The following is a 17,583-nucleotide window of genomic DNA, read 5'->3' as shown; positions in this document are numbered from 1 at the left end:
GGATCGACCCGCTCAGTGCGCCGGGGGCTCCGACGGGTCGCGCCGCGCCGGGTCGCCGCCGGTGCCGTCGCCGTGCTCGCCCCGGTTCGGCTTGACGGTCATCGCGAGCAGCGCGAGCCCCATGAGCACGACGATGAAGGTGCCGCCGGCGGTGATGAGCGTCAGGAACCAATCGCGCGTCGTGACGAGCACGATGAGGGCGGTGAAGACGGCCGCGATGGCGGCGCCGCCCACGAACTCGACGGGACGCAGCACGTCTCGGCGGCTGGGCCGGAAGTCACCGGGAGGTTGGGTCACGATCGCTCCGATCCGGATGCCGCGTCGCCGGTGCCCACCGGCCGGGACGCGGCCCACTTCAGTGAGAACCCGCCGATCAGCAGCAGCACGCCGAGCACCACGAAGTACGCCCCGAGGAGGCCGACCGCGGTCACGGGATCGAGCGGGATGAGGACGTACACCAGGGCGAGGAGGCAGGTGAGGCCGCCCGCGGCGACCCAGTCGCGCGCGGCGGCGACGCGCCCGCGACCGCGCAGGCCGGCCACCAGCTCGAGGATGCCGGTGACCGCCGCCCACACCGCGACCGTGTAGGCGAACACGCCGACGCCGCCGACACCGGCTGAGACGGTGTCGCGGAGACCGAGAGCGGTGAGGCCGGCCGCGGCGGTGAGCACGCCGTTCGCCACGAAGATCCAGCGGGCCGTGCGGTCGGCGACCAGGCGTGCGGCGAGCGCGCCGACGATCACGCCCGCGGCGACCGCCCACGCGCCGAACACGGTGAGGCCGAGCTCGGGCGAGTGGTCCTGCGAGAACGTGATCACGGCGGACGGCACGAGCGCGAGGGCACCGCGCACCACCGGGACGAGCCAGACTGCGGCGCGTTCCGGCGCGGAATCGCGGGCATCGGCCACGGCGACCTCTTTCGGCTGGGGGAACGCTCCAATCCTACGCGGGCCGCGGTCGGGACGATGCCGGGAGCCCAACGGTGGTCGACCAGCGAACGTCACAGCGACTTGAGGATGTCCTCCACTCGCTGCTTCGCGTCGCCGAACAGCATCTGGGCGTTGTCGCGGTAGAACAGCGGGTTCGGCACGCCGGCGTAGCCGCTGGCCATCGACCGCTTGAACACGATCACGTTGTCGGCCTCCCAGACGCGCAGCACCGGCATGCCCGCGATCGGGCTGCCCGGGTCCTCGGCCGCGGCCGGGTTCACGGTGTCGTTCGCGCCGATCACGAGCACGACCGAGGTGTCGGCCAGGTCGTCGTTGATCTCGTCCATCTCCTCGACGATGTCGTAGGGCACCTTCGCCTCGGCGAGGAGGACGTTCATGTGGCCCGGCAGGCGGCCGGCGACCGGGTGGATCCCGAACCGCACGTCGATGCCGCGCTCGCGGAGCTTCTGCGTGAGCTCGGCCACGGGGTACTGCGCCTGCGCGACGGCCATGCCGTACCCGGGCGTGATCACCACGCTCGACGCGCCCTTCAGCATCTCCGCGGCATCCTCGGCCTCGATCTCGCGGTGCTCGCCGACCTCGTCGTCGCCCTTGCGGGGCGCCTCGATGCCGAACCCGCCCGCGATCACCGAGATGAACGAGCGGTTCATGGCCTTGCACATGATGTAGGAGAGGTACGCACCCGAGGAGCCCACGAGCGCGCCGGTCACGATGAGCAGGTCGTTGTCCAGCAGGAAGCCCGCCGCGGCCGCCGCCCATCCGGAGTAGCTGTTCAGCATCGACACGACCACGGGCATGTCGCCGCCGCCGATCGACGCGACGAGGTGCCATCCGAGAGCCAGCGCCAGTGCGGTGACCACGACCAGCAGCCACAGCTGCGGCGTGACGACGTACCAGACCGTCAGGCCGACGAACACGACGAGCGCGCCGAGGTTGAGGGCGTTCTTGCCGGGCAGCACGAGCGGCGCCGACTTCATGCGCGCCGACAGCTTGAGGAACGCGACGATCGATCCGGTGAACGTCACCGCGCCGATGAAGACGCCGATGAAGACCTCGGCGTGGTGGATGTCGGCGAGCGCGCCTTCGAGGCCGGGCTCCTCGAGGGCCCCGTTCCAGCCCACCAACACCGCCGCGAGTCCGACGAAGCTGTGCAGCAGCGCGATCAGCTCGGGCATCCCGGTCATCTGCACGATGCGGGCCCGCCACAGGCCGATCGCCCCGCCGATGAGCATGGTGACCACGAGCACGATGAGGCCCACCGTGGCGGACGGCTCGCCCCACGCGTCGGCGAACGTGAGCCAGACGGTGGCGACCAGGGCGATCGCCATGCCGATGATGCCGTAGGTGACGCCGGAGCGCGCGGTCTCGTGCTTGCTCAGGCCGGCCAGGCTCAGGATGAACAGCAGGGCCGCGACGAGGTAGGCGGCTCCGGCGATGGAGTCGGGGGTGATCAGGGTCTCAGGCACTCTGGGGGCTCCTCAGGGACGTCGTCGTGGCGCGGTCAGCTGCTCGCACGGTCGCCCTTGGCGAACATTCCGAGCATGCGTCGCGTCACCGCGAACCCGCCGAAGATGTTGATGCTGGCCAGCAGGATCGCGATCGCCGAGAGCACCTGCACAGCCGGCACGTCGCTCGTGACCTGCACGATCGCGCCGACGATGATGATGCCCGAGATCGCGTTCGTCACGCTCATCAGCGGGGTGTGCAGCGCGTGCGCCACCTTGCCGATCACGTAGAAGCCGATCACGATCGAGAGGGCGAGCACGGTGAAGTGCTGCGGCAGGGGATCCGGTGCGATCGAGTTGATCACGAAGAGCGCGGCGATGCCGGCCGCGATCAGCCCGATGCGGCCGCCCCGGGTCAGGGTGCGCTTGCGCTTCGGGGCCGCGGATGTCGCGCCCGCGCCATCCGTCGCCACCGCCGCTGGGGCCGGGGCCGCCGAGACCTGCACGGGCGGCGGCGGCCACGTGACCTCGCCGTCGCGCACGACCGTGACCGAGCGCTGCACGATGTCGTCGAAGTCGATGGCCAGCTGCCCGTCCTTGCCGGGAGTGAGCAGCTTGACGAGGTTGACGAGGTTGGTGCCGTACAGCTGCGACGCCTGCGCCGGCAGCCGCGACGCGAGATCGGTGTAGCCGAGGATGATCACCCCGTTCGGTGTCACGATGCGCTCGCCAGCAACGGATCCCTCGACGTTGCCGCCCTGGCCCGCGGCCATGTCGACGATGACGCTGCCGGGCTTCATGCTCGCGACGTCCGCGGCCGTGATCAGCCGCGGCGCCTGGCGGCCCGGGATCAGCGCGGTCGTGACGACGATATCGACGTCGCGCGCCTGCTCGGAGTAGATCTCGGCCGCGCGTCGGTCGTAGGCCTCACTCGTCGCCTTGGCATACCCGTCGGTGGACTGCTCGACCGCGACCTCGACCTTCAGGTACTCGCCGCCGATGGACTTGACCTGGTCGGCCACCTCGGGCCGCGGGTCGGTCGCGCGCACGATCGCGCCGAGGCTGGATGCCGCGCCGATCGCCGCGAGGCCGGCGACACCCGCACCCGCCACCAGCACCTTCGCCGGCGGCACCTTGCCCGCCGCCGTCACCTGGCCCGTGAAGAACCGGCCGAACTCGTGCGCCGCCTCGACGACCGCGCGGTACCCGGAGATGTTCGCCATCGAGCTCAGCACGTCCATCGACTGCGCCCGCGAGATGCGCGGCACCGCATCGAGCGCGAGCGCCGTGACGCCGCGAGCCGCGAGCGCCTCGAGCAGGTCGGGGCGGAGCGCCGGGCTCAGCAGGCTCACCACCGTCGTGCCCGGGTGCAACAGCGGCATCTCGTCGGGCGTCGGGGCGTTGACCTTGAGCAGGATGGGGCTCGCGAACGCCGCTTCGCGCGTGACGATGCCGGCGCCCGCGGCGGCGTACGCGTCATCGGGGAACGACGACTGCGCGCCCGCACCCGCCTCGACCACCACCTCGTACCCCAGGCCGATCAACTGCTTCACGGTCGCCGGCGTGGCGGCGACCCGGGTCTCCGAGCCCTGCTCGGTGACGACGCCGATGCGCGTCATTCGCTCTCCTTCTCGTCGCGGCGACCATGCTCGTCGATGCGACGCGGCATCTTCGGATGAGTCCGTGCGGGATGCCGTCCGGCGGAGCCGGGCGCGGCGGCACTGCTGCAGGGATCACCCTACGTCCCGATGCGGACGTTGCTCCATGTTTGACGGTCGCCCGGCGTGAAACTCCGCGTGTTCTTTCGCGGAGCGAAACTGACGGCCCGGAATCACCGTGTTCGGATTCCGTGGCGCTCGTTCTATTATCGAATCGGCGCCCGCGCAGTCGCGGCGGCGCCGAGGCGACACGAGGAGCACATGACCGCACCAGCCAAGCCGAGCGCCGGCGCCGGGTCGCAGACACTGAGTCGCGGCATCCGCGCCCTCGAGATCCTGGCCGACGCCGACCGCAATCTCTCGATCGACGAGGTCGCCGCCGGAATCGGTGTGCATCGGTCGGTGGCCTACCGGCTACTGCGGACGCTCGAGGACCACGGACTCGTCGCCCGCGACGCGGCCGGCCGACTCGCCCTCGGCACGGGGCTGGCCGCGCTCGCATCCGGCGTCGCCCGCGACCTCCAGCAGGTCGCCCTGCCCGAGCTCAGCGAGGTCGCGAACGAGTTCGGCATGACGTGCCTGCTCGCCGTGCTCGTCGACACCGAGGAGGCGGTCACGCTCGTGAGTGCGGCGCCGCGCCAGACCACGGCGGTGGTGTCGTACCGGCCGGGTCACCGCCATCCCATCACCCGCGGCGGACCGGGCAAGGCGATCCTGCTCAGCCTGCCCGAGAGCGCCTGGCCGGCCGACGTCTCGCCCGAACTGCGAGCCGAGATGGCCGAGAGCCGCGCGCGGGGGTACACCCTCAGCCGTGACGAGGTCGTTCCCTCGCTGCGCTCGGTCGCGGTGCCGCTCACGCTTCCCGGGCAGCCCCCTGCGGCGATCGCCGTCATCCACGTGTCGCTTCCGAGGTCGGAGTCCGAGATCGCCGAGCGGCTCCAAGCCGCTGCGCGGACGGTCTCGCGTTCGTACGGCGCCTGAGGCCGCGGCCCTGATGAGGGGGCCGGAGCGCGCCCCCGCACGCCCCGGCCCTGCCTGCCCCCCGGCAGGCGTCAGGACACCAGCGCCCCCTGCCTTACCACGAGGTTCTGGCGGAAGAACGCGGCGAGCTCGTCGGTCGCCGCGAGCGGCAGCACGTTCGCGACGTACTGGTCGGGGCGGACGACCACGACCACGCCGCCGCGTGAGATGCCGCGCTCGTCGAAGATGTCGGTGGGGCACCAGGTGCTGGGTCCTGCCGCGAAGACCTTCTCCCAGTCCATGAGCGCGAGCGGCCCGGTCCTCGGGCGGAAGAGCTCGGGCGCCTTCATGATGTCGACCTCGTCGTGCGACTGCTGGTAGATCACCTTGACGTCGAAGACGGCGTCGATGTCGGAGTCCGCGGGCGTGTGGCGCGCGAGCGGCGACTCCGGCGAAGACATCCACCGTGCCCAGTCGGAGAGCGCGGATGCCTCGCCGGCCGCCGGCGCGTCCGCGAACGCGTAGATGCGCCAGCGTCCGTCGGCCGTCGCGTGGTGGCCGAGGTGCACGACGTTGCCGTCGCACACGAGCGACACCTGCGACGACTTGAACCGCTTGCCGATCGGGAAGCCCGTGGCGAGTTCCTGGTGCGTCCCGTCTCCGACGATCGCGGACGGGCCGTACTGCGTCATGAACCCCGACGGGAACTCGGCCGTGCCGAGGTAGTGGTTCGCGAGCTCCTGCGGGTCGGAGATCTCCTCGGGCTTCCGCGCCATGAGGCTCGACCACTCGCGGTCGAAGTCGATGAGCTGCTGTGCGACCGGCTGCCGCTCGGCCGAATAGGTGGCGAGGAGCGACTCGGGGGAGCGGCCCGTGACCACCGAGCCGAGCTTCCAAGCGAGGTTCCAGCCATCCTGCATGGAGACGTTCATGCCCTGGCCGGCTTTCGCGCTGTGGGTGTGGCAGGCGTCGCCCGTGAGGAAGACGCGAGGTGCGGCATCCTCCTCCGCCTCGCGATCGTCGAAGTGGTCGGTCACCCGGTGCCCGACCTCGTAGACGCTGTACCAGGCCACCTCGCGCACGTCGATCGAGTACGGGTGGAGGATGGCGTTCGCCTTCGCGATGATCGTCTCGATGGGGGTCTTGCGCACCTCGTGATTGTCGCCTTCGGCGACCTCGCCGAGATCGATGTACATGCGGGAGAGGTACCCGCCCTCTCGCGGGATGTGCAGGATGTTGCCCGCCTCGGAGTTGATCGCGCACTTCGTGCGCCAGTCGGGGAAGTCGGTGTTGACGACGACGTCCATGACGCCCCAGGCGTGCGCCGAGATGCCGCCGATGTGCTTGCGGCCGATCGCCTCGCGCACGCCGCTGCGTGCTCCGTCGCATCCGGCGACGTACTTGGCCCGCACCGTGCGCTCCTCGCCGGCGCGCCCGCCCGAGGTGTGGCGCAGCCGCACCTCGACCGGGTACTCGCCCGCGGCCTCCGAACCCGCGTCGTGCACGGTGAGGCCCGTGAACTCGACGCCGTAGTCGGGAACGATGCGCCCCGGACCGTGCGCCGCCGTCTCGGCGAAGTAGTCGAGCACGCGCGCCTGGTTGACGATGAGGTGCGGGAACTCGCTGATCTTGTATCCGTAGTCCTCGGTACGCGTGGTACGGATGATGTTCCGCGGCTCGTCGGGGTCGGGGCTCCAGAAGTTCATGTAGCCGATGTTGTAGGCCTCGGCGATGATGCGCTCGGCGAAGCCGAAGGCCTGGAACGTCTCGACGCTGCGCGGCTGGATGCCGTCGGCTTGACCCAGCACCAGTCGGCCGTCGCGCCGCTCGATGATGCGGGTGACCACATCGGGGTACTGCGAGAGCTGGGCGGCCATGAGCATGCCGGCCGGGCCCGAGCCCACGATGAGCACGTCGATCTCGTCGGGCAGATCGCCGGGGCGGTCGATGCCGACCCCCGCGGCGGGCTTCACTCGCGGGTCGCCTGAGACGTAGCCGTGGTGGTGGAACTGCACGAGGTGCTCCTCACATCGTTGTGTGGCGACGGGGTGGTGTTCGATAATAGAACGCTCGATTCGATTATCGCGCAGAGCCTATGGTAGGCCGGGCGTGGCAGATGCACAAGCCGGACGGCACGGCGCGCGGCGCCGCGTCGGCCGGCGTTCGGGCGGGGTTGCTCAGGCCGTCGCGGCGGCCACGAGATGGGGCAGGGCGCGTTCGATCATGTCGGCGGTCGCCGTGAGCGAGATGCGGAAGTGCGCCGGCTGCCCGAACAGCGTGCCGGGCATGACGTGCACGTTCCGTTCCGCGAGCCCGGCACAGTAGGCGACGGCGTCGCCGCCGGGTGCCGCGCCCCAGAGGTAGAACGTGCCCTCCGGCCGGGTCAGCGTGTACCCCGCGTCGGTGAGTGCGCCATAGAGCCGGTCGCGCTTGCGGGTGAGCTCGGCGAGGTCGATCGACACCGCCTCCAGCGCGGGCACCGAGTACTGCATGAGCGCGTCCGGGAAGCCCCACCCGATCGCGAGCTGCAGCGGCATGCAGGACGCCCTGAGCTCCGCGCGCTCCTCGCTCGGCAGCAGGGGTGACAGCGCGAGGTAGCCGAGTCGTTGCCCCGGCGCGAGCAGGACCTTGCCGTAGCTGTAGTCGATCACCGTCCACGGATACGAGCTCGCCGGGCTGTCGAAGCCGATCCCGTCGAACCGGATGCGGCGGTAGGGCTCATCGGAGACGAGCCAGATGCGTCGGCCGTTCGCGCGCGAGGCGTCCTCGAGGACGGCGGCGAGCGCATCCCACGTCTCGCGCGAGTAGACGCGCCCGGTCGGATTGGCCGGCGAGTTCACGACCACGATGCGGGTGCGCGGCGTGATCGCCCGGGCGATCGCCTCGACGTCGAGGTCGAAGTCGACGGGGTCGAGCGGCACCTCGACCGGCACGAGGTTCGCGGCGTGCAGCATGGGCGCGTAGCAGAACCATCCCGGCACGGGGATGACGACCTCGTCACCGGCGTCGGCCAGCATCGCGAAGGCCAGCGAGAGCGCACCGAATGCGCCCTGCGTCATCGCGATGTCGTCGGGCTCGAAGTCGAGTCCGAGTTCGCTGCGGAGCCCGCTCGCCACCGCCTCGCGGGCCGCGAGCTCGCTCGTCTTGTACGCGAACCAGTCCACGGAGCGCGGCTCGACCTGCGCGCGGATGGCTCCGACGAGCCCCGGGACCGCCATCTCATGCGGGTTGCCGAAGGTGAAATCGAGTGCGTCGGGATCCCCCGCGACATCCTGGATGCTCGCGAAGTACGAGGTCACCGTCTCGACCGAGGCCCGCGCCTCGGCCGCTCGTGCGGACACCACCATGTCGACCGCCTCTCGGCTCGAACCCGTGTCGGGTCGGGGCCAGCATCCCAAGCGCGCGTGTCGCCGTCAATCGGAGTTCATCCGCCGGCTCTGGTCGCACGCGACGAACGCGCGTACGGTCGGACCATGGCGAAGCTCATCGAGAACCTGGCGGAATCGGTCCCCTCGTGGGGCGCGAAGGTGGCATACGGCGAGAAGACCACGGTCGACGGTCAGGAGGCGGTGCCCGTCGCGTTCGTCGTGTTCGGCTTCGGCGCCGGCGAGGGATCCGGCGACATGCCGGAGGCCGGCAAGGCGATCGCCGGACACGGCGAAGGGAGCGGCGGGGGCGGCGGCGGCTTCTCGGTGCCGATCGGGGCCTACATCAACGGAGCCGACGGGCTGCGTTTCCGACCGAACACGATCGCCCTCGCCGTGGCCGCGGTGCCGCTCGTCTCGGCGATCGGCGGGGCGCTCGCGCTGATCGTCGGCGCCGCGCGATTCCGGTCCTGGCGCTGAGCCCGGCCCCGGACCGTCGCGTCGGCGAACCGAGCGAGGGGCGATCCCTCCGTCGCTATTCGGGAGCTCTCAGGGGCTCGAGGGCGGCGAGGACGAGGTCGAGGCCGAAGATGAACTGCTCCGCCGGGTCGAAGCCGGCAGCGACGAGCGCCGCAGCCGACTCGTTGAGGTACGGGAATTCGTCAGGAGGAAGCTGGGGCAGGTAGACGCCCTCGGCCATGTCCGCGAGCTCATCGGCGCTGTCGAACGGCAGGCTCGCCTCCTGCAAGGCGAAACCGTAGACATAGCTGTCGAGCAACCAGTTGGCGTGCGTCGCCATCACGACCGAGAAGCCGGCCCTCCGCAGGCAGGCGGTGACCGCTTCGTGGTGGCGGAGATTCGCGGGCCCCGGCGAAGTCCGCGACTCCATCAGGCCGACCGCCCATGGGTGGCGCGCGAGAACCTGGCGGGCGGAAACCGCCCGCCGTCGGATCGCCGACTGCCAGTCGGTGTCCTCGGGTGGGAGCTCGATCTCCTCGAACACGATGTCGATCATGGCGTCCAGCAGCTCTTCCTTGCTCGCCACGTAGTGATAGAGCGACATCGCGCCCGCGCCGAGCGTGCCGGCCAGTCGCCGCATGCTCAGCCCGTCGACCCCCTCGCGGTCGGCGATCCGGATCGCCTCGTCGACCACCCGCTGTTTGCTCAGCCCCGCGTCTGATGCGACCTGACGTTGTTCTCTTGCAGACACGCGTCTCCTCGCTCGCTCGGACGGCTTGACAATCGTACAGCGTACGACCATAGTACAGCGTACGACGTACGGTGTACGAGTCAGCGCGAGTCGCAGCTCGGACGTAAGGAGGCTTCTGTGGGAATCGAACAGCGAGCGAATGCCGGAGCACGCGTGGTGCCGGGGCCGAGTCCGGCCGGGGCGGCGACGATGCGGGCCGCCGTCCAGCGTCGCTACGGCCCGCCCTCAGTGCTCGAGGTGGCCGAGGTCGGGCTGCCGCTGCCCGGTCGAGGCGATGTGCTCGTCCAGGTGGGCGCGGCCTCGGTCCATCCTGGCGACTACTTCGTCATGACCGGTGAGCCGTACGTGGTGCGCCTGGTGTTCGGGCTCCGCCGGCCGCGCCTCGGCATCCCGGGCAGGGACCTTGCCGGCGTGGTCGCAGCGGTCGGGAAGGAGGTCACGGCCTTCCGCCCCGGCGACGAGGTGTTCGGCTGGAGCACCGCTGGAACGCTCGCGGAGTACGCCTGCGTCCCGGCGGACAACCTCGTGTCCGCGCCTGCCCACCTGTCGGTGGTGGAGGCGGCAGCGGTGCCCACGTCGGCCATGACGGCGTTGCAGGCATTGCGCGACATCGCGAACGTTCGACCGGGCCAGACGGTGCTGGTCACCGGCGCGTCCGGCGGCGTGGGCTCCTTCGCCGTACAGATCGCCAAGGCGTTCGGCGCCGAGGTCACGGGTGCATGCAGCACCCGCAACGTCGACCTGGTTCGGTCGCTCGGTGCCGACCATGTCGTCGACTACACGAGAACCGACTTCACCCGCACCGAGAAGCGCTACGACGTCATCCTCGACAGCGTGGAAGCCCAGCCCCTGGCAGCTGTCCGCCGAGCGCTGACGTCCACCGGCACGCTCATCCCCAACAGCGGACGCGGCGGCCGCTGGCTCGGCCCCCTCGGTCGGATCGTCAAAGCGCGCGTGCTGTCCGGGTTCACCCGTCAGCGGCTGAAGCCCTTCACATCGTTCGGGAAGCGCCAGGACCTGCTCACCCTGGGCGACCTGCTCGCGACCGGCAAGGTCACGCCCGTCATCGACCGTACCTACCCCCTCGACGACGCAGCCGACGCCCTCCGCTACGTCGCGGCCGGCCACACCCGCGGGAAGGTCGTGATCACCATCTGACGACCGGACCGACGAAACGACCCACCCGTGCGCTTGCACGCCCAGACCCGCCGCACTCCGGCGGACGGACCACTCCTCTCGAAAGAAGAACCGATGACCATCCGAACGACACCCACGAACCCGCTCGACAACCCGCCGATCACCGTGCAGGCCAAGCTCGCCGCCGCGTGGACCAGTTTCATGTTCCTCTACGTCTACGTCGACGTCCTCAACTTCTACAAGCCCGGCGTCGTCTCCGGCATCCTGAACGGCCTCGTCTGGAGGTTCGACATCAGTCCGACGTTGTTGACGATCTTCCTCGTCTCCGTGTCGATCCCGGCCCTGATGGTGATGCTCTCCATGACGCTGCCCGCCCGGGTGAACCGCGCCACGAACCTCGTCGTCGCATCGCTCCTCATCCCCTACTCGATCTTCAACGCGGCAGGAGCGACTTGGGACTGGGCCTCCTTCTACGGCATCTCCATCGGAATCGAGGTGCTGCTCCTGGCCTTCATCCTGCGTTCCGCCTGGACATGGCCTCGCACCCCCGCCGTCCCAGCCGGTCCCGCAACGACCGACCTCCGACAGGACCTTCGACAGTAGGCCTCCGCGACTAGACCTGCACCATGTCGGTGAAGCGCGAGAAGTGCCCGTGGAACGCGACCGTCACGGTGCGGGTCGGGCCGTTGCGGTGCTTCGCGACGATGAGGTCGGCCTCGCCCGCACGCGGGCTGTCGCGCTCGTAGGCCGACTCGCGGTGCAGCAGGATCACCATGTCGGCGTCCTGCTCGATCGAGCCCGACTCGCGCAGGTCGGAGAGCGCGGGCATCTTGTCGGCACGCTGCTCGGGACCACGGTTCAGCTGCGAGAGCGCGAGGACGGGCACCTGGAGCTCCTTGGCGAGCAGCTTGAGCGCACGCGAGAACTCCGAGACCTCCTGCTGACGGCTCTCGACGCGCTTGCCGCTCGTCATGAGCTGCAGGTAGTCGATGACGACCATCTTCAGTCCGACGCGCTGCTTGAGCCGGCGGCACTTCGCGCGGATCTCGACGAGGGTCATGTTGGGGGAGTCGTCGATGTACAGCGGCGCGTCGTTGATGCGGCCGCGCGTCGAGGCGATCGTCGTCCAGTCGCGGGTGTCGACGGTTCCCTTCCGCATGTTCTGCAGCGGCACGGATGCCTCGGCCGAGAGCAGGCGCATCGCGATCTCGCTGCGCCCCATCTCGAGTGAGAAGAAGATGGTCGGCAGGTCGTGCGTGACGGCTGCGGATCGGGCGAAGTCGAGCGCGAGGGTCGACTTGCCCATCGCCGGACGCGCCGCGACGATGATCATCTGGCCGGGGTGGAAGCCGTTCGTGAGGTCGTCGAGGTCGGCGAAACCGGTCGGCACGCCGGTCATCTTGCCGTCGGTGTGCTTGGCCGCCTCGATCTCGTCGATCGCCGTGCCGATCGCGTCGGTGAGCGGGACGTAGTCCTCGCTCTCGACCGACCCCGTGACGTTGTAGATCTCTGCCTGCGCGGTGTTGACGAGCTCGACGACCTCGCCCTCGCCGGCGTAGCCCATCTGCACGATGCGGGTGCCCGCCTCGACGAGGCGGCGGAGCAGCGCTCGCTCGGCGACGATGGAGGCGTAGTAGCCGGCGTTCGCGGCCGTCGGGACCAGGCTGGTGAGCGTGTGGAGGTACTCGACGCCGCCGGCCCGCTGGAGCTCACCCGTCTTGGTCAGCTCGTCGGTGACCGCGATGACGTCGGTCGGCTCACCGTGCGAGTACAGCGCGAGGATCGCATTGAAGATCACCTCGTGCTTGGGCACGTAGAAGTCGATACCGCGAAGCGTCTCGATGACGTCGGCGACGGCATCCTTCGAGAGCATCATGCCGCCCAGCGCGCTCTGCTCGGCGAGCAGGTCGTGCGGCGGCGTGCGCTCGCCTCGGCGGGCGTCGGGGTCGTCGAGGGGCTCGGCGATCCCGATATGCGCGATCGACAACTGATGACCTCCGATTCGCTCTCAGGGCTCGTCGCCCGTCCCCCTGGGCCCAGTCTCGACCAGGCCCCCGACATGCCCCGCGAAGCAACTGGTGCGAGGTCTTGGCACGGTGTCGTTCGGAGACCTTGATCACGATAGGGAAGCCCCGACGGGGGACACAAGCCGGGCTGTGGATAACTCTGTGGAAGGACTGCGCGAAACGCCGCGGAACGTGTGCACACAGCCTGTGGAGAACTGTGGATTTCGTGCGAATCACACAGGGTGAATTTGGTACTGAACTGGGGTTTTCAGATTCCACACCTGTGGGGGAAAAGTTTCTTCCGTTTCCACGCCGAGGGGTTGTCCACCTGTGCACAAACATGAGGACAGTGTCCCCGGACGTGGTCTTGCGGACGACCTGCCAACGGGTGTAGTGATGCGGTGCGAGGACACCCTCCCGAAGCCCGGACACGACGACGCGACGACGAGCCGGAGCCCGCCGCCGCGTCGGTCGTTCGTACGCTGGGCGATTACTTCGCCGCGACCACCTGGAGGGTGATCGTCGCGGTCACGTCCTCGCGGAGCTTGACCGTCGCCTCGTGGTCCCCGACCGACTTGATCGGCGTGGGGATCTCGATCTTGCGCTTGTCGATGTCGCCGAGTCCGGCGTCCGCGACCGCAGCCGCGACATCCGCCGTCTTCACCGAGCCGAAGAGGCGACCGCCGAGGCCGGCCTTGACGGCCAGCTTGACCTTGCCCGACTCGAGCTTGGCCTTGACGGCCTGCGCGTCCTCGATCGAGTGCAGCTCGCGCGCGGCGCGAGCGGCCTTGATCTGGTCGACCTGCTTCTGGCCGCCACGGGTCCACGGCGTCGCCAGGCCCTGGGGAACCAGGTAGTTGCGGGCGTAGCCGTTCTTGACCTCGACCACGTCACCTGCGGTGCCGAGGCCGGTGACCTCGTTCGTGAGAATAACCTTTGCCATCGTCGTGCTCCTTAGCGGCCGGAGCCCGAGTAGGGCAGGAGCGCCATCTCGCGCGCGTTCTTCACGGCGCGGGCGATGAGGCGCTGCTCCTGCACGGAGACACCGGTGATGCGGCGGGCGCGGATCTTGCCGCGCTCCGAGATGAACTTCCGAAGGGTCGCGACATCCTTGTAGTCGATGACGCCGACCTTGACGGACTTCGCGGGGGCGGCGTTCTTCGCGCCCTTGCCGCGAGGCTTGCGGCGGTCGCCGCTGCTCTTTCCAGCCATGGATCTTTCCTGTCGATATGTGTGGGTTGAGGAGGCGCGAAGCGCCGTCTCGAAACCCGCTGAGTGTTAGAAGGGCGTCTCGTCGCCGTAGTTGGTGCCCGGGGTGTTCCAGACGTCGCCGCCGCCCGAGGACTGCGCGGGAGCGCTGGGCGCCCATGCGTCATCGGACTGCTGCTGGCCGCCCCCGAAGGAGGAGCCGCCGCCGACGCCGCGGTTGGACTGGGCGCGCGTCACGGATGCGGTGGCGTAGCGCAGGCTCGGGCCGATCTCGTCGACCTCGAGCTCGATGGTGGTGCGCTTCTCGCCTTCCTTCGTCTCGTAGGAACGCTGCTTGAGACGCCCGGAAGCGATGACCCGGGTTCCCTTGGTGAGCGAACCCGCGACGTGCTCGGCGAACTCTCGCCAGCAGCTCGCGCGCAGGAACAGGGCCTCGCCGTCCTTCCACTCGTTCGCCTGGCGGTCGAACGTGCGGGGGGTCGACGCGATCGTGAAGTTCGCGACCGCGAGCCCGTTCTGCGTGTAGCGCAGCTCGGGGTCGGCGGTGAGGTTGCCCACCACGGTGATGATGGTCTCGCCGGCCATGGGGACTAGGCGTCCTTCTTGGCAGGCGCCGCGGCGGCCTTGGCGGCCGAAGCGGTCGCCTTCTTGGCGGCCTTCTTCGCCTCGGCGGCCTGGAGCTTCTCGGCGCGGGCGACGGCCTCCTCGGCTCGGAGGACCTTCGTGCGCATGACGGCCTCGCTGAGGTTCAGCTGGCGGTCGAGCTCGTTGGTCGTGGCCGACTCGGCGGTGAAGTTGACGACGGCGTAGATGCCCTCGGACTTCTTGTCGATCTCGTAGGCCAGGCGACGCTTGCCCCAGATGTCGACGGTGTCGACGGTGCCGCCATCGTTGCGGATGACGTTGAGGAACTTGTCGAGGCTCGGAGCAACGGTGCGCTCGTCGATCGACGGATCGAGGATCACCATCAGCTCGTACTGGTGCATGACAGACCCACCTCCTTCGGACTCAGGCGGTCACAGACGGTCTGTGACAGGAGGGTGTACATGCGTCACCCGCGGAGGCCGCGAATGCGGCGCACGGGCAACCTTCACATCGTAGCGGATGCCTCGTGCCCGCGCACATCCGCGGCGGCGCCGCCGATCCCGCGATCCGGACCTAGCCTCGCACTTCGATCTGCACGGGGAACTCGTGCTGGACCGATCCGTCCTTCGCGCTCAGCTCGAAGGCGACGACGTCGAATCGCCCGGGCGGAAGGTCGGCCGGCAGGGTGAGCCTGGCGCTGAACGGCGACTCCACGCAGCACTCCTCCGCCATGACCGGGAGCTCGACGACGGCCACGCCCGAGGCGTTGCGCACCTCCACGTTCAGCGCCGCCTCGAACACGGCGGCGGTCCCCGTCACCAGGATGAGGCCTCCCGGCGGGACCACCTGCCCGCACGTCGGGGTCGCGAGGATGATCGGTGGCCGTTCGGTGGCCACCGTGATCGGCACCTCGACGAGGTCGACGATCGATCCGTCCTTCGCGCTGTGCGAGTAGGCACGCAAGACGACCGGCAGCGGGTCCACCTCGGGCGGGAAGGCGAGCACCGCCTCGAACGTGCCGGGCGTGCCGGAGCCCGAGGTGGCCGTGACGCCGCGCACGCAGTTCTGCAGGCCCGACTGGTCGACGACGTCGACCGTGACCTCGGCCTCGAACGTGTTCGCGTCGCCCATCACGGTGAACGGCACGGAGACCGTCTCGCCCGAGGTCGGGCTCGTGATCGAGATCGCCGGCTCGGCCGTGACCGGCGGCGTGGCCGCCGGGGAGACCGTCGGGCCCGCGGTGGGCAGGGCGGTCGGCGATCCCGAGCCCGGTGTGGCGCACGAGATCAGCGTCACGCTCGCGGCGATCGCCGCGAGGGACAGCATGCGTGAAACGGACATGGTCCAACCGCCCTTCCTCGGTGAGGGATGCTGCTCGGGCGGCCTCGCACGTCCGCGTGGCGCCGTGCAACCCCTTCACTCCGGGATGTCAGGAGGGCATGACGAGGTCACGGAACCCGAGCGACTGTGACCGAGTCGTGACCCGCGTCGCGGGTGACGTGGTCGTGAGACGGGGGCGGCGGTCAGGCGCCGGGGGAGGCGGCCTCCCGGGCGGCCCACCAGGCGAGGAGGCGCTCGCGCGCGGCATCCGGCCCGATCGGCCCCTCGTCGAGGCGCACGTCGAGGAGGAATTTGTACGCCTCGCCGACGACCGGCCCCGGGCGCACGCCCAGCGCCGCCATGATCTCCTGCCCGTCGAGCTCGGGTCGCACGGCGGCGAGCTCCTCCTCCTCGGCCAGGCGCGCGATGCGCTCCTCGAGGTCGTCGTACGCGAAGCCGAGCCGGTCGGCCTTGCGCCGGTTGCGGGTCGTGACATCCGCCCGGGTCAGGATATGGAGCCGCTCGAGCTGGTCGCCGGCGTCGCGAACGTAGCGGCGCACGGCCGAGTCGGTCCACGCGCCATCCGTGTACCCGAAGAACCGCAGGTGCAGCTCGATGAGGCGCGACACGGCCTTGATGGTGTCGTTGTCGAACCGCAGGGCGCGCAGTCGCCTGCGGGCGAGCTTCGCGCCGACCATGTCGTGGTGGTGGAACGACACCGCGCCGCCCGGCTCGAGCCGCCGCGTCGCCGGCTTGCCGATGTCGTGCAGCAGGGCCGCGAGCCGCACGACGAGGTCGGGCGAGTCGAGGCGCCCGCGCGAGACCTCGTAGTCGATCGCCTGGTCGACCACGGTGAGCGAGTGCTCGTACACGTCCTTGTGGTGGTGGTGCTCGTCGATCTCGAGCTCGAGCGCGGGCACCTCGGGCAGCACGCGCGCCGCGATGCCGCTCTCGACGAGCAGTCGGATGCCGCGACGCGGCGAACCCGTGAGGAGCAGCTTCGACAGCTCGTCGCGCACGCGCTCGGCGGAGATGCGGTCGATCTCGGGCGCGAGCGCGGACATGGCCGCGAGCGTGTCGGGCTCGACCTCGAAGCCGAGCTGCGACGCGAACCGGGCGGCACGCATCATCCGCAGCGGGTCGTCGCCGAACGACACCTCGGGCCGCGAGGGCGTGCGCAGGACCCGTGCGATGAGGTCCTCGACGCCGCCCGACGGATCGACGAGCTCGAGTCGCGGCAGGCGCAGGGCGAGCGCGTTCACGGTGAAGTCGCGGCGCTCCAGGTCGTCGACGAGGGACGTGCCGAACGCGACCTCGGGCTTGCGGGACGCACCGTCGTACTCGTCGGCCCGGTACGTCGTGATCTCGACCGTGTGGCCCTGGATCTTCGCGCCGATCGTGCCGAACTCGCGCCCGATGTCCCAGTGCGCCTCGGCGATCGGCTTCACGACCGCGAGGATCTCGTCGGGCGTCGCATCCGTCGTGAAGTCGAGGTCGTTGGTGCTGCGGTCGAGGAACGCGTCGCGCACCGGCCCGCCCACGAGCGAGAGCTCGAACCCGGCCGCGTCGAACGCCGCGGCGAGCGTCGCGACCGTCGGCGACTCGGCCAGACCCTTCAGGCGCTCCAAGGCCTCGGCGACGCTGTGCATTGCTCCATGTTAGGCAGGGGGTCGCCGCGGGGCCGATCCGCAGCCGATCACGACTCGATCGGCGAGGGGGGCGGATGGCGCGCCCGCAC

At 70.0% G+C, this 17,583-nt stretch carries 18 protein-coding genes; 4 read left to right on the top strand and 14 right to left on the bottom strand.

Annotated elements, in window-relative coordinates:
• Nucleotides 1-12: 12 nt before the first annotated feature.
• The 4 genes from ACFQ58_RS02140 to ACFQ58_RS02125 all read right to left on the bottom strand — a co-directional run bounded on the left by ACFQ58_RS02140 (nucleotide 13) and on the right by ACFQ58_RS02125 (nucleotide 4,014).
• Nucleotides 13-297 (bottom strand): ABC transporter ATP-binding protein, encoded by a 285-nt coding sequence (locus tag ACFQ58_RS02140; RefSeq protein WP_376949059.1) that lies wholly within the window; start codon nucleotides 295-297, stop codon nucleotides 13-15.
• A complete protein-coding gene (locus ACFQ58_RS02135; RefSeq protein ID WP_376949057.1) occupies nucleotides 294-908 on the bottom strand; it encodes a hypothetical protein in 615 nt (204 codons plus the stop codon). The genes ACFQ58_RS02140 and ACFQ58_RS02135 overlap by 4 nt, the downstream gene beginning before the upstream one ends.
• A 92-nt stretch (nucleotides 909-1,000) precedes the next feature.
• On the bottom strand, nucleotides 1,001-2,416 hold the full coding sequence (gene pntB / locus ACFQ58_RS02130; protein WP_376949055.1) for a Re/Si-specific NAD(P)(+) transhydrogenase subunit beta: 1,416 nt from the start codon (nucleotides 2,414-2,416) through the stop codon (nucleotides 1,001-1,003).
• 35 nt (nucleotides 2,417-2,451) lie between these two features.
• Nucleotides 2,452-4,014, bottom strand: a complete 1,563-nt coding sequence (locus tag ACFQ58_RS02125) for a Re/Si-specific NAD(P)(+) transhydrogenase subunit alpha (RefSeq protein ID WP_376949053.1) — start codon at nucleotides 4,012-4,014, stop codon at nucleotides 2,452-2,454.
• A 300-nt stretch (nucleotides 4,015-4,314) separates the two neighbouring features.
• Here ACFQ58_RS02125 and ACFQ58_RS02120 point away from each other — a divergent pair, with 300 nt between their 5' ends.
• Nucleotides 4,315-5,034 carry an IclR family transcriptional regulator gene (locus ACFQ58_RS02120; protein WP_376949051.1) on the top strand — a complete coding sequence of 240 codons (720 nt, stop codon included), beginning with the start codon at nucleotides 4,315-4,317 and terminating at the stop codon, nucleotides 5,032-5,034.
• A 71-nt stretch (nucleotides 5,035-5,105) separates the two neighbouring features.
• Here ACFQ58_RS02120 and ACFQ58_RS02115 read toward each other — a convergent pair whose 3' ends face one another.
• A complete protein-coding gene (locus ACFQ58_RS02115; RefSeq protein WP_376949049.1) occupies nucleotides 5,106-7,028 on the bottom strand; it encodes an FAD-dependent monooxygenase in 1,923 nt (640 codons plus the stop codon).
• 162 nt (nucleotides 7,029-7,190) lie between these two features.
• Nucleotides 7,191-8,360 (bottom strand): aminotransferase class I/II-fold pyridoxal phosphate-dependent enzyme, encoded by a 1,170-nt coding sequence (locus ACFQ58_RS02110; protein ID WP_376949047.1) that lies wholly within the window; start codon nucleotides 8,358-8,360, stop codon nucleotides 7,191-7,193.
• A gap of 126 nt (nucleotides 8,361-8,486) precedes the next feature.
• Here ACFQ58_RS02110 and ACFQ58_RS02105 point away from each other — a divergent pair, with 126 nt between their 5' ends.
• Nucleotides 8,487-8,858, top strand: coding sequence for a hypothetical protein (locus ACFQ58_RS02105; RefSeq protein ID WP_376949045.1), 372 nt, complete (start codon nucleotides 8,487-8,489; stop codon nucleotides 8,856-8,858).
• Between the two features lie 55 nt (nucleotides 8,859-8,913).
• Here ACFQ58_RS02105 and ACFQ58_RS02100 read toward each other — a convergent pair whose 3' ends face one another.
• Entirely contained in the window at nucleotides 8,914-9,531 is a 618-nt protein-coding gene (locus ACFQ58_RS02100) for a TetR/AcrR family transcriptional regulator (RefSeq protein WP_376949043.1), read from the bottom strand.
• Between the two features lie 285 nt (nucleotides 9,532-9,816).
• Here ACFQ58_RS02100 and ACFQ58_RS02095 point away from each other — a divergent pair, with 285 nt between their 5' ends.
• Together ACFQ58_RS02095 and ACFQ58_RS02090 are read left to right on the top strand one after the other, a co-directional pair.
• On the top strand, nucleotides 9,817-10,746 hold the full coding sequence (locus ACFQ58_RS02095; RefSeq protein WP_376949041.1) for an NAD(P)-dependent alcohol dehydrogenase: 930 nt from the start codon (nucleotides 9,817-9,819) through the stop codon (nucleotides 10,744-10,746).
• A 93-nt stretch (nucleotides 10,747-10,839) separates the two neighbouring features.
• A complete protein-coding gene (locus ACFQ58_RS02090) occupies nucleotides 10,840-11,328 on the top strand; it encodes a DUF6326 family protein (RefSeq protein ID WP_376949039.1) in 489 nt (162 codons plus the stop codon).
• A gap of 10 nt (nucleotides 11,329-11,338) precedes the next feature.
• Here the strand turns inward: ACFQ58_RS02090 and dnaB are convergent, their stop codons facing one another.
• From dnaB to ACFQ58_RS02055, 7 genes are all read right to left on the bottom strand, one after another.
• A complete protein-coding gene (gene dnaB, locus ACFQ58_RS02085; protein ID WP_376949037.1) occupies nucleotides 11,339-12,712 on the bottom strand; it encodes a replicative DNA helicase in 1,374 nt (457 codons plus the stop codon).
• 509 nt (nucleotides 12,713-13,221) lie between these two features.
• Nucleotides 13,222-13,674 carry a 50S ribosomal protein L9 gene (gene rplI / locus ACFQ58_RS02080; protein WP_092673956.1) on the bottom strand — a complete coding sequence of 151 codons (453 nt, stop codon included), beginning with the start codon at nucleotides 13,672-13,674 and terminating at the stop codon, nucleotides 13,222-13,224.
• A gap of 11 nt (nucleotides 13,675-13,685) precedes the next feature.
• Complete coding sequence (rpsR, locus tag ACFQ58_RS02075) at nucleotides 13,686-13,943, bottom strand: 30S ribosomal protein S18 (RefSeq protein WP_092673953.1); 258 nt, start codon at nucleotides 13,941-13,943, stop codon at nucleotides 13,686-13,688.
• 66 nt (nucleotides 13,944-14,009) lie between these two features.
• Complete coding sequence (locus ACFQ58_RS02070; protein ID WP_376949035.1) at nucleotides 14,010-14,525, bottom strand: single-stranded DNA-binding protein; 516 nt, start codon at nucleotides 14,523-14,525, stop codon at nucleotides 14,010-14,012.
• Nucleotides 14,526-14,530: 5 nt separating this feature from the next.
• Entirely contained in the window at nucleotides 14,531-14,926 is a 396-nt protein-coding gene (gene rpsF / locus ACFQ58_RS02065) for a 30S ribosomal protein S6 (protein ID WP_376949033.1), read from the bottom strand.
• A 172-nt stretch (nucleotides 14,927-15,098) separates the two neighbouring features.
• Nucleotides 15,099-15,866 carry a Gmad2 immunoglobulin-like domain-containing protein gene (locus tag ACFQ58_RS02060; RefSeq protein ID WP_376949031.1) on the bottom strand — a complete coding sequence of 256 codons (768 nt, stop codon included), beginning with the start codon at nucleotides 15,864-15,866 and terminating at the stop codon, nucleotides 15,099-15,101.
• 182 nt (nucleotides 15,867-16,048) lie between these two features.
• A complete protein-coding gene (locus ACFQ58_RS02055; protein ID WP_376949029.1) occupies nucleotides 16,049-17,494 on the bottom strand; it encodes a CCA tRNA nucleotidyltransferase in 1,446 nt (481 codons plus the stop codon).
• Nucleotides 17,495-17,583 lie beyond the last annotated feature (89 nt).

The sequence above is a fragment of the Agromyces sp. NPDC056523 genome (assembly GCF_042794545.1).
Lineage (GTDB): Bacteria > Actinomycetota > Actinomycetes > Actinomycetales > Microbacteriaceae > Agromyces.
The sequence above is the reverse complement of the archived record's forward strand: the minus strand, read 5'-3'. Positions and strand labels throughout refer to the sequence as shown.

What these genes read in the sequence shown, in the direction of transcription:
- ACFQ58_RS02125 (WP_376949053.1), bottom strand. Translation starts at nt 4,014, where the DNA reads ATGACGCGCATCGGCGTCGTCACCGAGCAGGGCTCGGAGACCCGGGTC.
- ACFQ58_RS02120 (WP_376949051.1), top strand. Translation starts at nt 4,315, where the DNA reads ATGACCGCACCAGCCAAGCCGAGCGCCGGCGCCGGGTCGCAGACACTG.
- ACFQ58_RS02110 (WP_376949047.1), bottom strand. Translation starts at nt 8,360, where the DNA reads ATGGTGGTGTCCGCACGAGCGGCCGAGGCGCGGGCCTCGGTCGAGACG.
- ACFQ58_RS02105 (WP_376949045.1), top strand. Translation starts at nt 8,487, where the DNA reads ATGGCGAAGCTCATCGAGAACCTGGCGGAATCGGTCCCCTCGTGGGGC.
- ACFQ58_RS02090 (WP_376949039.1), top strand. Translation starts at nt 10,840, where the DNA reads ATGACCATCCGAACGACACCCACGAACCCGCTCGACAACCCGCCGATC.
- rplI (WP_092673956.1), bottom strand. Translation starts at nt 13,674, where the DNA reads ATGGCAAAGGTTATTCTCACGAACGAGGTCACCGGCCTCGGCACCGCA.
- rpsR (WP_092673953.1), bottom strand. Translation starts at nt 13,943, where the DNA reads ATGGCTGGAAAGAGCAGCGGCGACCGCCGCAAGCCTCGCGGCAAGGGC.
- ACFQ58_RS02070 (WP_376949035.1), bottom strand. Translation starts at nt 14,525, where the DNA reads ATGGCCGGCGAGACCATCATCACCGTGGTGGGCAACCTCACCGCCGAC.
- rpsF (WP_376949033.1), bottom strand. Translation starts at nt 14,926, where the DNA reads ATGCACCAGTACGAGCTGATGGTGATCCTCGATCCGTCGATCGACGAG.
- ACFQ58_RS02060 (WP_376949031.1), bottom strand. Translation starts at nt 15,866, where the DNA reads ATGTCCGTTTCACGCATGCTGTCCCTCGCGGCGATCGCCGCGAGCGTG.
- ACFQ58_RS02055 (WP_376949029.1), bottom strand. Translation starts at nt 17,494, where the DNA reads ATGCACAGCGTCGCCGAGGCCTTGGAGCGCCTGAAGGGTCTGGCCGAG.